Source organism: Syntrophomonas zehnderi OL-4, assembly GCF_000983115.1.
Taxonomy (GTDB): Bacteria; Bacillota; Syntrophomonadia; order Syntrophomonadales; family Syntrophomonadaceae; genus Syntrophomonas_B; species Syntrophomonas_B zehnderi.
The window spans coordinates 16950-31648 of sequence record NZ_CGIH01000053.1 but is presented as its reverse complement, the minus strand read 5'-3'; the positions used below and the strand labels follow the sequence as shown (position 1 = coordinate 31648).

Annotated in this window: 15 protein-coding genes, 1 tRNA gene, 1 pseudogene and 1 riboswitch; of the genes and pseudogenes, 7 read left to right on the top strand and 10 right to left on the bottom strand. The window is 43.6% G+C overall.

The annotated features are described in order from the left end of the window. Nucleotides 1–70: 70 nt before the first annotated feature. Nucleotides 71–188, top strand: a riboswitch (molybdenum cofactor riboswitch). After that, complete coding sequence (locus tag AAV90_RS15645; protein ID WP_278279310.1) at nt 160–291, top strand: hypothetical protein; 132 nt, start codon at nt 160–162, stop codon at nt 289–291. It overlaps the preceding riboswitch by 29 nt. A 121-nt stretch (nt 292–412) precedes the next feature. On the opposite strand, the gene AAV90_RS13665 is transcribed toward AAV90_RS15645, so the two are convergent. Further along, nucleotides 413–1198: an enoyl-CoA hydratase/isomerase family protein gene (locus tag AAV90_RS13665; RefSeq protein ID WP_046500128.1), complete on the bottom strand. Its 786-nt coding sequence runs from the start codon at nt 1196–1198 to the stop codon at nt 413–415. Between the two features lie 271 nt (nt 1199–1469). Between AAV90_RS13665 and AAV90_RS13660 the strand changes: the two genes are divergently transcribed. From AAV90_RS13660 to AAV90_RS13650, 3 genes are all read left to right on the top strand, one after another. Next, nucleotides 1470–2141: a PIG-L deacetylase family protein gene (locus AAV90_RS13660; protein ID WP_046500126.1), complete on the top strand. Its 672-nt coding sequence runs from the start codon at nt 1470–1472 to the stop codon at nt 2139–2141. 28 nt (nt 2142–2169) lie between these two features. Next, nucleotides 2170–3204, top strand: coding sequence for a glycosyltransferase (locus AAV90_RS13655; RefSeq protein ID WP_046500124.1), 1035 nt, complete (start codon nt 2170–2172; stop codon nt 3202–3204). A 109-nt stretch (nt 3205–3313) separates the two neighbouring features. Then, nucleotides 3314–3817 (top strand): PaaI family thioesterase, encoded by a 504-nt coding sequence (locus AAV90_RS13650; protein WP_046500123.1) that lies wholly within the window; start codon nt 3314–3316, stop codon nt 3815–3817. Nucleotides 3818–3885: 68 nt separating this feature from the next. On the opposite strand, the gene AAV90_RS13645 is transcribed toward AAV90_RS13650, so the two are convergent. The 8 genes from AAV90_RS13645 to AAV90_RS13610 form a co-directional block, all read right to left on the bottom strand. Then, on the bottom strand, nt 3886–4992 hold the full coding sequence (locus AAV90_RS13645) for an AIR synthase-related protein (protein WP_046500121.1): 1107 nt from the start codon (nt 4990–4992) through the stop codon (nt 3886–3888). Nucleotides 4993–5625: 633 nt separating this feature from the next. After that, a tRNA-Pro gene (locus AAV90_RS13640) sits at nt 5626–5702 on the bottom strand. A gap of 109 nt (nt 5703–5811) precedes the next feature. Continuing rightward, nucleotides 5812–6084 carry a hypothetical protein gene (locus AAV90_RS13635; RefSeq protein WP_046500119.1) on the bottom strand — a complete coding sequence of 91 codons (273 nt, stop codon included), beginning with the start codon at nt 6082–6084 and terminating at the stop codon, nt 5812–5814. 15 nt (nt 6085–6099) lie between these two features. Then, nucleotides 6100–6390 (bottom strand): GIY-YIG nuclease family protein, encoded by a 291-nt coding sequence (locus AAV90_RS13630; RefSeq protein ID WP_046500117.1) that lies wholly within the window; start codon nt 6388–6390, stop codon nt 6100–6102. 69 nt (nt 6391–6459) lie between these two features. After that, nucleotides 6460–7290 (bottom strand): pyruvate, water dikinase regulatory protein, encoded by an 831-nt coding sequence (locus AAV90_RS13625; protein WP_046500115.1) that lies wholly within the window; start codon nt 7288–7290, stop codon nt 6460–6462. 128 nt (nt 7291–7418) lie between these two features. Then, a complete protein-coding gene (locus AAV90_RS13620; protein ID WP_052729820.1) occupies nt 7419–8531 on the bottom strand; it encodes a S8 family peptidase in 1113 nt (370 codons plus the stop codon). A gap of 365 nt (nt 8532–8896) precedes the next feature. After that, nucleotides 8897–9775: a B12-binding domain-containing radical SAM protein gene (locus AAV90_RS13615; RefSeq protein ID WP_046500114.1), complete on the bottom strand. Its 879-nt coding sequence runs from the start codon at nt 9773–9775 to the stop codon at nt 8897–8899. Nucleotides 9776–9809: 34 nt separating this feature from the next. After that, a complete protein-coding gene (locus tag AAV90_RS13610) occupies nt 9810–11810 on the bottom strand; it encodes a transglycosylase domain-containing protein (protein WP_052729819.1) in 2001 nt (666 codons plus the stop codon). 842 nt (nt 11811–12652) lie between these two features. Between AAV90_RS13610 and minD the strand changes: the two genes are divergently transcribed. The 3 genes from minD to AAV90_RS14280 are packed head-to-tail and all read left to right on the top strand — an operon-like array spanning nt 12653 to nt 14353. Then, nucleotides 12653–13465 carry a septum site-determining protein MinD gene (gene minD / locus AAV90_RS13600; RefSeq protein ID WP_084691624.1) on the top strand — a complete coding sequence of 271 codons (813 nt, stop codon included), beginning with the start codon at nt 12653–12655 and terminating at the stop codon, nt 13463–13465. A gap of 12 nt (nt 13466–13477) precedes the next feature. Beyond that, a complete protein-coding gene (gene minE, locus AAV90_RS13595) occupies nt 13478–13729 on the top strand; it encodes a cell division topological specificity factor MinE (protein WP_046500109.1) in 252 nt (83 codons plus the stop codon). A 6-nt stretch (nt 13730–13735) separates the two neighbouring features. Further along, entirely contained in the window at nt 13736–14353 is a 618-nt protein-coding gene (locus AAV90_RS14280; protein WP_157609592.1) for a septum site-determining protein MinC, read from the top strand. A 67-nt stretch (nt 14354–14420) separates the two neighbouring features. On the opposite strand, the pseudogene AAV90_RS13585 reads toward AAV90_RS14280, so the two are convergent. Beyond that, nucleotides 14421–14699, bottom strand: a pseudogene (locus tag AAV90_RS13585) (transposase); the annotation flags it as partial.

Here is a 14699-nt window from a genome sequence, read left to right as displayed (position 1 = left end):
GTTAAAGATTTCGCTTGCAGTATTTGTCAGCACGGTTTACAATTTATATAACTGGAATTAGTCAACTCAAATAGTCTTCAGTCTCCGAGTCTTAAGACCTAAAGCTTAAACCATGGTTTTACGACCGATAGGGTGCAACTGGAAACGGTTACGCCTCCCATGCGGAAAGGAGCGAGCTGTAAAGGCTTTATTGTGGTACAGCCTTTTATGCCAGACCTCTGTACGCAGGGTCTGGCTTTTTATTTTCAGTATTTTGCTGTAAAAGCTACCCTGGCGGATGATGTTGGCTAGTAAGATGACTCTTTCTAGTATCCAATCCCAATCTTTTTCTTTGTGAGCCCTCCCTCAGGGCTCTCTTTTTTGTTCACTTTGAATATCAGGAAAGGATCATTCATCACTTTCAAGCCAAAATCTATCTTCCTTTAAAAACCGGAGCGCGCTTTTCTTGAAAAGCAGCGCAGCCTTCTTTGAAATCCTCCGAGGACCAGGTTAATACCTGGTACATGGCTTCCAATTCGGCCTGCTGGTAAAAATCATTTTTTAATGCCGCCCGCAAAAGTTTCTTGTCCAATCCGATGGCTAAAAGTGGAGCCTTAGCAAGCTTTTCAGCCATTTTAATAGTTTCCTCCAACAGGTTTTCAGGGGATACTACTTGGTTTACCAGGCCTAACTGGTAAGCTTCATCGGCTTTAAGCATTTTTCCGAACCATAATATTTCCGCGGCTTTATGGTAACCCAACTTCTGAGTCAGAAAATATGAAGTACCGCTATCTGGGCAAAACCCAATCTGGATAAAAGAAAAGGCGAAACGTGCCTTTTCGGAGGCGACTATGAGATCACAGGCCATACATGATGCCAGAGAAGCCCCTGCTACCGCCCCATTAACAGCGGCAATTACCGGTTTTTCTAGTTCATAGATGGCATTGACAATGCCTGTGGAAAAATCATACGTTTCTTTGGCATCGACCGGATCCTGCATACCAAAAAGTGTAGCTATATCTCCTCCACTAGACCATCCGGCCCCGGCCCCGGTTATTATCAAAACTTTTATGTCGTCCCTGCTGCTGACAACCCTACAGGCCGCCGGCACATCCTGACAAAACTGCCAATTTACAGAATTTAGAAATTCCGGGCGGTTAAACGTCAGAATGGCCACACCGTTTTCCATTATATCCAGATTAACTGTCTCCCATTTCATAATATGCACTCTCCTTTGTCTTAATTATCTTATGGGTTTTGTACCATATTATACCATTAATGTAATTAAAATAGTAAATACTTTATATGAAAAAATCCATCTTAAGATATTGTTGTTAAATACGTTTCCACCTGGGCAGATACCATGATATTATGAAAACGGTTTGACGACGAAATCTTTAACACTACTTTAATACTTAACATTTATAGATACTTTACCTTATACTAATATGAAGCAAAATATACATAATTACAGTATCAGGAGGGTTAGAATGGAGCGGGTATTGGTTTTTGCGCCCCATCCCGATGATGATGTTATCGCCTGCGGGGGAACTATAGCCAAACATAGTCATAAAGGAGATTCAGTTGCCATCGTATATCTATCTTCCGGCGAAGCCGGCAGCCTTGTGTACCCCCCGGCCGATCTTATCCTTAGAAGAGAAGCAGAGGCTCGACAGGCCTCTGCTGTATTAGGGGTTACAGATCTTGTTTTTCTTCGCTTTCCGGATGGATATATTTCTTTTCAGCCGGGATATTTGGAGTGTTTGATCAAGCTCATCCGCGACAGAAAGCCCACTCAAATTTACCTGCCCCATGCGCTGGAATCAGTAAGGGATCACCAGATGACCTACCAATTAGTAAGCGAGGCCGCTAAAAAAGCAGCCGGTCCCTGGTTTCAAAACTGTGGTAATAATACCTGGTCAACCGGCACTATACTAGGCTATGAGGTATGGACACCCCTGCAAACTTATCATTGGACAGAAGATATCACTGATTTTATGGAGATAAAATTGGCTGCCTTGCGTAAACATCAGTCCCAAATAAAAGACACCGCCTATGATGACGCTGTTAAAGGATTAAACCGGTATCGAGCGGTCATGAATAATGTGGGACAATACTGTGAGTGTTTCCAGGTAATCAAAGCTCAACCCGGTGATTTTTAGACCCTTAAAGGAGTTGAATTCAGCCTTTATGTCAGCATCAGAATCGAAAGTATTAATGATTACTCCCTTCCACAGCCAGCAACGCGGTAACAGCCTGACCAGCGCCCGCCTGAAAAATGGTCTGCAAAACTGTGGTTTTAATATAGATTTGCTTTCCCTGGAGGAAAATCAGGCTGAATTTTTTTTTAAAAACCGGCTTAAAAACCAAAAATATGCCCTCCTGCATGCATTTCATGGCCGGTATACAGGCCGTCTCCTGGCAGAGTACCCTGCCTTGAACGACCTGCCCTTTATCCTTACTACCACCGGGACAGATATTAATTATGATATACATGGAAGCGAAAAAAACTACGTGGAGTTAGCCTGGCAGGCGGCCGATCGAATAGTTGTGTTTAACCGGGATTTTGTTGAGGTTATCAGACAGTCTCATCCCGAATTATTGCCCAAATTAATTACCATCCCCCAGGGCATCTATCTGCCCGCGGGAAATTACTGGAACCGTCGGCAGTTGGGTTATAATAATGATGATTTTATTTTCTTTCTGCCCAGCGGACTTAGACCGGTTAAAAATATTGATTTAGCCCTGGATGCATTAGAGCCCGTTTACCGCGAATATCCTCATCTGCGCCTTTTGATAATAGGGGCGGATATCAATCCCGACTACAGCCAGATCATCCGAACCAGAATCAGTAACCTGCCCTGGGCCAAATACCTGGGTGAAATAGCCCACAATCAGACCCGCGGCCTAATAGAAATGGTGGATGCGGTTATCAACACATCCCAGGCGGAAGGTCAGCCCCAGGCGGTTCTGGAAGCCATGAGCCTTGGCAAACCCTGCATAATGACTGCAGTACCCGGCAATCTGAATATTATACAATCAGGCCAGGAAGGTTTTTACGCAAACGATGCGACCGAATTCAGCCAGGCGGCTAAAATATTCATTAGTAATCCAGAAGTTTTAAAAAAGATGGGACTGGCCGCCCGCCGACTGGTAGAAACCAATTATAGGCTGGAAGAAGAACTGGCAGCTTATGCCGCTCTTTATAGGCAGTTGATGGTCTAGCGAAGGGCAAAATAAGAGCTGGAACATGTTGGCGATATTAAACTGCTTGATTATAATGAATGTATGAAACGGAGAGTCAGCCAGAGACTGTCATAAAAAGGAGACTAATATGGAGTACAAGGTAGTTAGAAAACAGGAAAACAGTAAAAAATGCCTAGTTTGCGGATTACAAAATGATTTGGGCCTTAAGGCCTCTTTTTATGAATTGGAGAATAATGAACTGGTAGCAATATTCAAACCCCGGGATGAACATCAAAGCTATCCAGAAAGAATGCACGGCGGAATCGCCGGTGCCATATTGGATGAAACCATAGGCCGTTTGGTTATGATGAAAGATCCCCAACAATTTGGAGTAACGGTAGAATTAAACCTCAAATACAAAAAACCGATCCCCTTGGACGAAGAACTTCGGGTAGTTGCCCGCCTCTCCCGAGATTCCCGTAAACTACTTGAAGGTACCGGCGAAATACTTCTTAAAAATGGAGAGGTTGCTGTCACCGGGTGGGGAAAGTACTGGAAGATACCGATGGGCGAAATGACTGAATTTGATCCGGAAGTACAAGAATGGAAAGTAAATTTATCTCCGGATGATCCAGTCAAAATAGATCTGTAACATCTCTTATTAAATATAAAATGGGCAGGATAAAGGACACTTCTTGGCCTGCCCATCTTTATATTTTGCTATTGAGCGGTCAGAACCAGCATTTGTTCCTGTGAAGGCCGGTTTGGAATGGTGGCAACGATTTGATCCCGGTATGCAAAAACACTGTAATCCTGGTCGGTAATCTCGCCTATTTCCGCGGCAACTCCATTTTTACTACGGATAGCTTCCAATACTTCCTCAACGTGCTCCGGCTGAACCTGCAGCAACATACGCGCCTGAGTCTCACAAATAAAAACCTCTTCCGGGCTTATAGAATCAGTTTTTACCGGCACTTTATCGAGTTCCACCCGGGCTCCTAATCCCCCAAAACGGGCTGACTCGCAAACCGCAGCACCTATACCGGCTGCTCCCAGATCTGAACAGGCTTTAATTTTGCCGGTTTTAAAAGCGGCCAGGGTGGCCTCCATGGTAACCTTTTCTGCATTAAAGTCGGCCAGCGCCGGCTGCAAAACCGGTACCAATCCTGCTCTATACAGGGTGTCGTTGCCATCTGTACCGGTTTCCCCAATTATAATTATTCTATCACCGGAGGACTTGGCCGGTTTCGTAAGAGGCTTATCGGTAACCTGCTTACCGATTACTGAAACGACCACGGCCGGGACAATATCACTGAAGGAAGTTGAAAAACCTCCCCCCACTACAAATACCCCCATCGATTCACACATATCGGCTATGCCTTTTAACATCAGGTTGATTCTCGCCTGGCTGGTCATGACTTCACATTTACCGCAGGTACATTCGTCCTTAAAACCACAGGGCCCAACAATAACTTCCTCTTCCAGGGGACGGGTACCGATAAAATCCAACAAAAACATGGGGCGTGCGCCCATGGCAACTACGTCACGCATTGCCCCGCCGGCTCCGGTAGCAGCAGCATCATAAGGCCGCGGAACACTAGGTGAACAATGACTTTCCATTTTCGCAGTGATAAAGCAATCGGTATCAGGAATCCTGACCACAGCCGCGTCATCATTGGCATCAGGCCCTACCAGCAAAGCCCCCGGCCAGATCTGTTCAACCTTCTGATTCAGCTGTTTAAACAGGGCAAAATCAATAGCCTTATCAGTGTTGTGATGCAGATGGACAAACAGGGCATGCATTAGGGCCTTTTCAACTGTATTCATTAAAATCGCCTCCATTTTGAAATGCTTTAAGTTGTTCGATTGATCAGTTCTTAAGGACTCATATCTAAAACAATATCATTTATATGGCGATAACTGCAAGCAAACAGGGGGACACTTTCAAGATTAAATCCCTTTGGTGTTTACTGGGAAGATGAGATTTTAAAAAGGTGTATCACCTTGTATTGAAACGGTTTAGCCAACTATGTGATATTACTCTAACATTGTTCACAACCACTGTTCTTTAGTATCACTAGTGGTTGGTGTCTCATTAGATATACCAGATCCAACCATCTAGTTTTTTTGCTTCTTCATTCTAATATGCTTTTCTTTCAATGTATCCGCTTTGGTCAAGTTCCTTCAGAGCGGTTCGTATTGCATCACGACCTTCAGTCCCTATTTTAATATATTAGCTATCCGTAGTACCCAATCATCTGGTTTACTGTGAAGATATGTGTATATTCTTGGGGCAACAAAATAGCGGGTCTTTTCACCCGCTATTTTTGTGTGTCACTTGCCTGGATTCATATAAAACTATCCCGATACTTAGGATTCTTACGGAACTATAATCGACCTCTTAATATTTTTTAGCCGTCCTGCTAACTTGCAATATATTGGGCTTTCTAAGTCATAAAATGGTCGGGATGACAGGATTCGAACCTGCGGCCTTCTGGTCCCGAACCAGACGCGCTACCAAGCTGCGCTACATCCCGATGCAAAGAATATTGTAACTTAGTTTCAGGATATATTCAAGCTTAAAACTAGGAAGGAGGTTAATCCCCCTTCCTTAGTAAAAGACGCTTGTGGATGCGTTATGACTTTTTATCGGGTATAGTTTTGGAGGTTGGTATCGACGTTGTATTGTTCCTTGATATCCTCAATCTGGGCTGACCAATTAAGGATCTTTTGTCTTACTTCCGTATCGCTGGAATGGTCAACTACCAGGACGGTATTTTCGTCTAATTGCACACCAATATTATAGCAGCCTTGTTCCAGATCGGAACTAACCAGTAAACCCTCGTACTGTTCCTTAGTGTACAATCCATCTTTTAAAAAATCCTGCTTGGCCATAATTTTACCTTCTTTAGCCCTCATCTGCCTGCCTCCCAATCATAAATTGTTAGCCTTATTCTCTCCCGATCCACAGATTTTATGTGACAGATGGCTGGCGATTAGGTTTTTTTTGGCCGTTCTGCTAAGCTGTTTAATCCGGTATTCACGCTTAAGGGCCTCGCTTTTGGTTGGATATTTTTCCCAGTATACCAGCTCTACCGGGCGTCGTCCGCGGGTGTATTTGCAGGCCGTTCCTTGTTGATGTTCTTCCAAACGTTTCTCTAAATCAACGGCATAGCCGGTATAATAGGTATCGTCCTGACATTTCAATATATATACGTAAGGCATCGGCTTCCTCCAATAAAACATATCCAAAAAACAACGGCGGGATATTTAAATCCCGCCGCCAACCGTTAGTTATTTAAAGCGATGATGAAATACTTTTAATGGCAGATTGAATTTATGGGTAATAGTGTTGGCTATTTCTTCGATATCATCCAGGGTTACATCAATCACCAGACATTTTAGCTTGGCATAAATCCGATAGGCATTGTCAAGTTCCTCGGCTACCAGATCATCCAGGCTGTCAATATCCTGGGGAAGATCGAAACTGCGGGCCCTTTCTTTGCGCAACTCTAAAAGGGTATCTATATCGATAGTTAGCCCCACCATAGGTACCTTTTCCTTAAGTTCCATGATCTGTTCGGGAATCTCAGTATGAAGATCAATCGGGAAATTAGCCACTTTTATACCTACGTTGGCCAGATGCATCGACAAGGGCGTCTTAGAGGTGCGCGGCAAACCGAGAATGATTAAATCCGCTTGATTTATCGTATCCAGATTCTGTCCGTTATCATGGTCAATGGTAAACTCAATTGCTTTTACCCGGTTAAAGTAATTATCGTCCATTTTGTGAGTAAGCCCGGAAATATAGGCGGGCTGCAAACCGGTTTTGTCCATAATGGCATTAAAAATAGGCTCCATTACGTTAACTGCTACGATTCCCCGGGATCGTGCTTCTTTATCAAGATATTCGGAAAGTTCGGGTTTTACGATGGTATAAATAATTATCGCATCTTCTTCAATGGCTTTATCCAGGATATGAAGCACCTGTTCCTCTTTGGTTACGCGAGAAAACCTGGTAATACTTCTCTCAATTTTAAACTGCAAAACGGAAGCAACTGCAATTTTTTCAGCTGTTTCACCCACTGAGTCAGAAACTGCAAATATGTGTAGTCTATCAGGCATCGCACCATCCCCCTTTTCTACTACTATTTTTTGCTTCAACATCATGCCTAACTCACTATTAATATTATTCTACCAGCGATTGAGTATTTCCTTTTTTAAAAAATAAAATGTGCAATTACCAGCATGTCTTATACCCAGATCTGCAATCCATCCTCAGGGTATCCTGCGGTGGCAGGAACAGGATTGCTGTCTGAACCTAGCAGATCGGATATCTCCTGCAAAGGAGCATAAATTTCCCCGCCATTTTTTAAAAGTGGTGCTTTCAGTTCAGCCTCCCTGCCATTAAGCTGATATTGTCTGCTGCCGCTAAAAAACCAAAAGTTCTTGCCGCCATCGGGATTAAAGCTGAACAAACCAAAACCGTACAGTTCATCATAACCTACTTCCCCCAAATCAATGCTGCTATACTGTAAAAGAAGACTAACAGTGCGCATATCAGGAAAAACCCCGAAGCGTTTTTTGTAGCGAGCGCAGATTAAAGCCACCGCTCCGCTAATATGGGGTGCAGCCATCGAAGTGCCGGACAACTCAACATACTTGCCGCCCGGGTAGGTGGAATAAGTCTTAACCCCAGGTGCGACGATGTTAATGCGGTTGTTGGAATTGCTGAAATTAGCTATTCCGGTTTTAAGATCAACTGCTCCCACCGCAATAGTTTCCAGGTAGTAGGCGGGATATGATATTTCCCGGGTATCCTTTTGTCCGTCACCGACATTGCCTGCGGCACATACTACGGTTATACCTGCCTGAACCGCTTTTTTTATCTCATAATGAAGGCCCGGATCCCCGGTTGAACCTCCCAGGCTCATATTGACAACATTCACCACTTCTCCCCGGGTTCCCTTCCAACGGCGGGCATATTCAAGGCCCTTGCTGATTCCCTGATTACTGCCGTAACCATCTTGGCCCAGCACTTTTACCGCCAGGATCTTGCTCTGCGGAGCAACCCCCAGAATTCTCCCATTAGCTGCAACAGTCCCGGCTACGTGAGTGCCGTGCCCATTAAGATCGATAAAATCCTTCTCTGCGGATACAAAGCTTATCCCACCAATAATACTTCCTTTTAAATCGGGATGATTATAATCGACACCGGTATCCAGAATAGCTACTACAATGCCTTTCCCCTGGGTGGAAGGCCAGATTTTCCGTGCGGCAATTAATGAAACGCCAGGCGGACTCCAGGCTAGCGGGCTGAGGGTACGTTTATAAATACCCAAAACCTGATCCTCAGAAATTCTCAATTAGAATACCTCCTTTCTCTATATTAATCAGGAGCATAACAATTGTTTCCGAATCAAAAACACGATCAGCCATAAGGCTGATCGTGTTTTTGGGCAGATTATACTATAATTTGCACATAGATTATGATATGATATATTGTAGAAAAATAGCTATTCATAATAGATTCCGGGGGGGGAATATTATGGATTCCATCGCTACATTCGTAACCATTTTGCTAGTCATAATGTCGATCGGCCTGGCATTGGCAGTCGCAGCCGTATTCCTGGTAAATAGCAAGCATGACTGGTGGAACAAGCTTTAGATATCCATAAAGCAAAGTTTTTTTTATGGATATTATGTCTTCAGTCCTTCCTACCTTCCAATCTTATAATCCTCTCATCTTTTCACTGCGCAGGTAGCGTGTATCTCGGGACTCCAAAACTTGGTCCACCATGTTTACCATAGCCGCTTTATCTTGTTGCAGGGTTCCTTGTATAGGCAGGTAATTAGAGGCATGACTACCCACAAATTTTAGATTATCTATGGTGATGTTGTTAAATATAGTTTTCATTTCCTCCAGGGTTTCGAATGCATCCAAGAGCTGAAATTCGCCCTCCTGTACCTGACGGAAAAGAACCGTACCGGGTACCGGCGTAACAGTTAAGGCGGCTAGATAAGCCGGTTTCATTTCATTCGTGATACGGGCAGTAGCTAAAGCGTGTTCCTGGGAACGAATTCCTTTGCCGGCCAGACCTAAAAGCACCATGGCAGATAGATTTATACCGCTATTTATGAGGTTACGTCCCGTCTGCAGCATTTCGTCATAAGTAACCCCTTTATTAACCTGTTTTAAGAGATCTTCATCTCCGGTTTCAACCCCCAAGTAAGCTTTAGTAAGACCAGACGCCCGCAGCGCCGATAACTCAGAGAGGCTCTTTTTTAGGGTACTGTTCGGACCCGCGTAGGTTCCTACATGACGCAGGCTGGGAAAACTTTTATATAGCTCGGCCAGTATTTCCAGCAGCATATCAGTATCTATGGCAATAGCATCACCATCGCATAGAAAAACTTTTTCCACATCCCCGTAATACTGGCGGGCCATTTTTATATCGTTTTTGATCTCCTCCATACTGCGTACTCGGTATTTTTTATCTTTATACATCCCGCAAAAAGTGCAGCGGTTGTGCGAACAACCGATAGTACACTGCAACAAATAACTGTTAGCCTCACTAAAAGGCCTGAATATCTGCCCCTCATATCTCATCTTTTAATTCTCCTATCCCAATATGAAAATAGATCTAGGTTTGATTATCCTCTCCCTCGCCGGGATCGGGGGGATTTATGTCCCCATTGTTATCTCCGGGCGGTACAGGCTCCGGTGCCGGAACAATCGGCACTTCAACATCAGGAGGCTGTTCTGTGCCTGGTTCCTCTCTTATCGGTTCTTCGATATCAGGTTCTTCCTCCTCTGGTGTTTCCTCCGGTACCTCCACATACTTGCCGGCAAAAACCCCCTGGGAGATAAGCCGGTTCATATATTCTTTCCATATCAGTCCCGATACACTTCCACCATAAGCACGACTTCCATTTACAGGAGTTCCATCGCTGTTCCCTGTCCAAACTGCGGTTACCAATTCGGAGGTATAACCCAAATACCATAGATCCTTGCTATCCGATGTGGTTCCGGTTTTGCCTCCGCTTCGAATGGCGATCCTGGCTGTCGAACCAGTGCCGTAACTAACGGTATCTTTCAGGATACTGTCCATAGTAGCTGCTGTACTGCTTTTAATAACAGTTTTTGATTTGGAGCGGTTTTTATAAATCACTACATCCTTACTATTTACGATTTTTTCTATATTATAGTATTTCGTATATACTCCGTTAGTTGGAAAGATCGCATAAGCTGCCGCCATTTGCACCGGCGAAATTCCCCGCGTCATTCCCCCCAGCCCCAGAGCCAGATTATGATCCGTTGGTTCTATAGTCGTGATACCATAATCTTTTAGATAACTAACCGCTTTTTCTACCCCCAGCTTATTTAAAACTTCAACCGATGCCACATTATAAGAATTCACAATAGCCTGACGGGTCGTGGTCATACCGGGGCTAGCCGCGTAGTTTTTGGGTGTGTAGCCATTGAAACTGCGGGGGCTATTATTTAACTCTGTGTTTTGATTTATGATGCCTTCATCAATCGCAGCGGCATAATATAAAGGTTTGATGGCCGAACCGGGCTGACGTGGCAATATCGCCATATTTAGCTGATTTTTTTCCCAGTCAACCCCGCCCACCATAGCTTTGATTCCGCCGGTTTTGGGATCAATCGATACCACGGCTATGTCCTTGGCTGATATTCCCCGGGCAGCAAAGGTCGCGGCCTGTTTTTCCACTGCGTATTCAGCGGCTTTCTGCATACGGCTATCCACACTGGTATAAACATGCAGACCGCCATGGTAGAGTTGTTGTGCCCCTACCATGCCCTCCAGTTGGTTAGCCAGATAAGCCATATAATAAGGGTGAGCATTTAGAGTCTGGCGGAAGGGTTTAAAAGAAAGCGGTTGCTCTTTTAACACTTCCCCTTCTTCAGCACTTATCAAACCCTGCTTGACCAGAACTGAAATTACTACCGCCTGGCGTTTTTTTAAAGCCTCCAGGTTGCGATCCGGCGAATAGTATTCAGGCGCCTGGATAATACCAACCAGGGCGCATATTTCAGCTTCATTCAGTTCCATTACATCTTTCCCGAAATAGGCCTGAGCCGCTATGCCCATTCCAGTACAGCCGCGTCCCATATATATCTCGTTTAGATACATATTGAGAATGGCCTCTTTGGTATACTTGCCTTCAATCGCAGAAGCAATAAAGACCTCCTTTACCTTGCGGGAAAAAACCTTCTCATTGCTTAAAAAAAGAGTACGGGCCAACTGCATGGTAATCGTACTGCCGCCTTCAGATTTACTGCGGGATATCACATCTTTATAAATTGCCCGGCCAATTCCTTTGGAATCCAGGCCGGAATGTTCATAAAAACGCCGGTCTTCAACGGCTACTACTGCATCTTTCATAAACTCGGGAAAATCTTTGCTATATTCCCGTTTGTATCCCAGGTTGCCCATTTTTTTACCGTCACTATAATAGACCACGGTTTGTTCCTGAACCGTATATTCCCAGTTGTTGATTCCGGTAATAAACTTGGCTACCTTAGGTGTGGTCTGGGTCAGCGAAACACCGGCATAGAAAAACAGAAAAAATACTAACACTCCTGCCAATCCCATGCCTAATTTAGACAAGAACTTCATTTGATCAATTCCCTTTCCAATAATGAATACCAGGTTAAATCCATTTTAGTAAAAATAGAATCAAATCATTTAACCAAATATCTTCTGGCTCAGACATTTGACTTTTTATAGTTGCCATACTAGGGAGCTGTGAAAAACCTTTAATTAACTATATACCCTATATACGCAGATAACTCAATATTATTATAGTCTCTTCCTAAGAAGTATAAAAACACCGCAAGCCGGATCCTGGGCGTTGATCCGTCAGGGTAGCCTGTCAATTCTAACATACAGGTATTTTCTTTATTATAAATACTATTGTATCTTTTATCCTTTCAAACCTGGATTTTCAGTATTTTGCAAAGCTTAAATTGGAGTGGAGTATTTGTTACCGGTCTATTCGACAATTTATTTCACTAAGATATTATTTTTATTGCTTAATTTCTAGGTCAGTAACACCTTTTAAGACCTATAAACTTGGCGTGTTTTCGATTTTTATATACTCCAATATTATAGTTGTCATGTTTTTTTGGATAATAATTAAAAATATAGTTGCATATGCTGTCGAATTATGTCATTATATATATAACACTTCCCCCCCTAAGGAAGTAAACATTCCCTCTCAACATGAGTCAATTTTTATGACTCATGTTTTTTTTTGATTTTCATTAATAATGTGATCCTCTATGATGATTCCCGGCAAAATCATTATAATTCTGAGATTTGCCAGAAATAGAAGTTTATTCAGCAGGAAATATGCTATAAAATGATGAAGATAGTATATATTTCTTTTTTCTGCATTTTTAAAAAAGGCGGTGGCCTGTTGGCTGCTGAAGCGCAAAGAATAAGGAGGAACCACAGACATGGGAAATAAGATGACCGAAGGTCAGGTGGTCGTAGTCACCTCAGGCAAAGGCGGTGTCGGTAAAACTACGACTGTGGCTAATCTTAGCACGGGTTTGGCCAGGCTGGGCTATAAAGTAGTTGTAATGGATCTTGATATTGGCTTAAAAAAGCTGGACTTGATCATGGGCCTGGAAAACCGGGTTATTTATGATATTATTCAGGTTGCTGAAGGTGAGTGTACCTTAAAGCAGGCTTTGGTCAAAGACAAACGCTTTCCGGATTTATATATGCTGCCTGCGGCTCAAACCCGCAACAAGGATGATATAAAAGCTGAGCAGGTTCAGGCCATATGCGATGAATTGCGACCTGATTTCGATTTTATCTTTTTGGATTGCCCAGCCGGCATTGAACAGGGTTTTAGAAATGCCATATACGCCGCCGATAAGGCCATTGTGGTTACCAATCCTGAAGTCTCTGCTGTACGCGATGCTGACCGCATTATCGGTATTTTGGAGTCAGCCCAGTTTAATGATATTAAGCTTTTGATCAACCGCTTGCAGCCTAATATGGTTAAAAGCGGCGATATGCTAAGCATTGAAGATCTAATGGAACATCTTTGTATCGATTTATTGGGTGTGGTTCCTGAAGACAAGAGCGTAGTTATTTCCACTAACCGCGGAGAGCCGATTGTGTTAAGTGAAAACGCCCCGGCCGCTCAAGCCTTCAGCAACATTGTTCGGCGTTTAGTGGGTGAAGAAGTAGAGTTGATGCCTATGGAAGATGACTCCTTCTGGTCAAAACTCAAACGCAACCTATTTTCACGCAAGTAGGAGGTATGTATTGTGTTGGAGTTTTTAAAAAAACTATATTCACGCGAGGAAAATTCCAGTCGAGAACAAGCCAATGACCGCCTAAGGGTAGTCCTCACTCATGATCGCCTGGGAGCCAGCTCTCAGCTGATGGAAACAATAAAGGAAGAAATCCTGGAGGTTATTGCCAAACATATGGATGTCGAAGGAACCCCGGAAGTAAACCTTATTACCGAGGGCCGCCATTCAGCACTGGATATCAGCATACCACTTAAAGGAAGGTAGTTGGATGTGGCAAAACTTGATATAAAAGGTTTAAACAACAGTTTGGTTTTTGTTTTTGGAGAAGGCAGTTTGGAAGAATACATAACTATAATAAAATCGAAGGTAGATAACAACCCCCAGCTATTTGCGGGTTCATCGGTTATTTTTCAGGGCGATGGCTTGAAATTGCTGACTCAGGATGAACTGGCTGACCTGCAAAGGATCTGTCTGGATTACGATATGGTCTTAAACAATATGCAGGCCCCTTCTTCCCCCCGGGCGGAAAAAAAGCCCGCGGCCAGTCGGGATTTAATCATATATAAAACCTTGCGCAGCGGACAGCGAGTCCATAGTGACGCATCTATCATCGTCTGGGGAAATGTGCATGAAAGTGCTGAGATTACGGCTGCTAAAGATGTAATCGTCCTCGGTAAACTGGAGGGGCTGGCTCATGCGGGATGTTTCGGGGATATCAGCAGTACCATCTTTGCTTTGCAGCTTTCCCCCCGCCAACTGCGTATTGCCGACCGGATCTCCCGTTCTTCAGGTGATCTGGTTAAAAACAACTATCCTGAAATTGCTTATGTTGAAGATGATAATATTTGCATCAAAGAATATACCCCCCACGAAGCTATACCCAAATAGTGTCAAGGGGACGGTTCTCTTGACACTACAGGTATAAAGGCTGTAGCTTGGATTTCCTTGATCAAGTTTTAATGGTATTGGCTTCAATATGGGTAGTATCAATAACGATGCCGTTGCTGCTTTTGATTAGACCTCTTTCTACACATTGCCTTACGATTTCGGTAATTATGGCATCCATGCTGATATCCTTTAAGCGTTGGGTACGGAATTTGGTTAGCAGGCTGGTTTCAGGCAAGGGGTCTTCGGGGTTAAGTCCTACAAACCATTTGTAAGCCAGATTTACGCTCAAATCCTGTATTAACTGTTCATCAGACAGGTTGTATAGATATTTTAATATTTGTATTCT

Excerpts from the sequence above, each read along its gene's own strand:
- AAV90_RS15645 (WP_278279310.1), top strand. The coding sequence starts at position 160 with ATGCGGAAAGGAGCGAGCTGTAAAGGCTTTATTGTGGTACAGCCTTTT.
- AAV90_RS13665 (WP_046500128.1), bottom strand. The coding sequence starts at position 1,198 with ATGAAATGGGAGACAGTTAATCTGGATATAATGGAAAACGGTGTGGCC.
- AAV90_RS13660 (WP_046500126.1), top strand. The coding sequence starts at position 1,470 with ATGGAGCGGGTATTGGTTTTTGCGCCCCATCCCGATGATGATGTTATC.
- AAV90_RS13655 (WP_046500124.1), top strand. The coding sequence starts at position 2,170 with ATGTCAGCATCAGAATCGAAAGTATTAATGATTACTCCCTTCCACAGC.
- AAV90_RS13650 (WP_046500123.1), top strand. The coding sequence starts at position 3,314 with ATGGAGTACAAGGTAGTTAGAAAACAGGAAAACAGTAAAAAATGCCTA.
- AAV90_RS13645 (WP_046500121.1), bottom strand. The coding sequence starts at position 4,992 with ATGAATACAGTTGAAAAGGCCCTAATGCATGCCCTGTTTGTCCATCTG.
- AAV90_RS13635 (WP_046500119.1), bottom strand. The coding sequence starts at position 6,084 with ATGAGGGCTAAAGAAGGTAAAATTATGGCCAAGCAGGATTTTTTAAAA.
- AAV90_RS13630 (WP_046500117.1), bottom strand. The coding sequence starts at position 6,390 with ATGCCTTACGTATATATATTGAAATGTCAGGACGATACCTATTATACC.
- AAV90_RS13625 (WP_046500115.1), bottom strand. The coding sequence starts at position 7,290 with ATGCCTGATAGACTACACATATTTGCAGTTTCTGACTCAGTGGGTGAA.
- AAV90_RS13615 (WP_046500114.1), bottom strand. The coding sequence starts at position 9,775 with ATGAGATATGAGGGGCAGATATTCAGGCCTTTTAGTGAGGCTAACAGT.
- AAV90_RS13610 (WP_052729819.1), bottom strand. The coding sequence starts at position 11,810 with ATGAAGTTCTTGTCTAAATTAGGCATGGGATTGGCAGGAGTGTTAGTA.
- minD (WP_084691624.1), top strand. The coding sequence starts at position 12,653 with ATGGGAAATAAGATGACCGAAGGTCAGGTGGTCGTAGTCACCTCAGGC.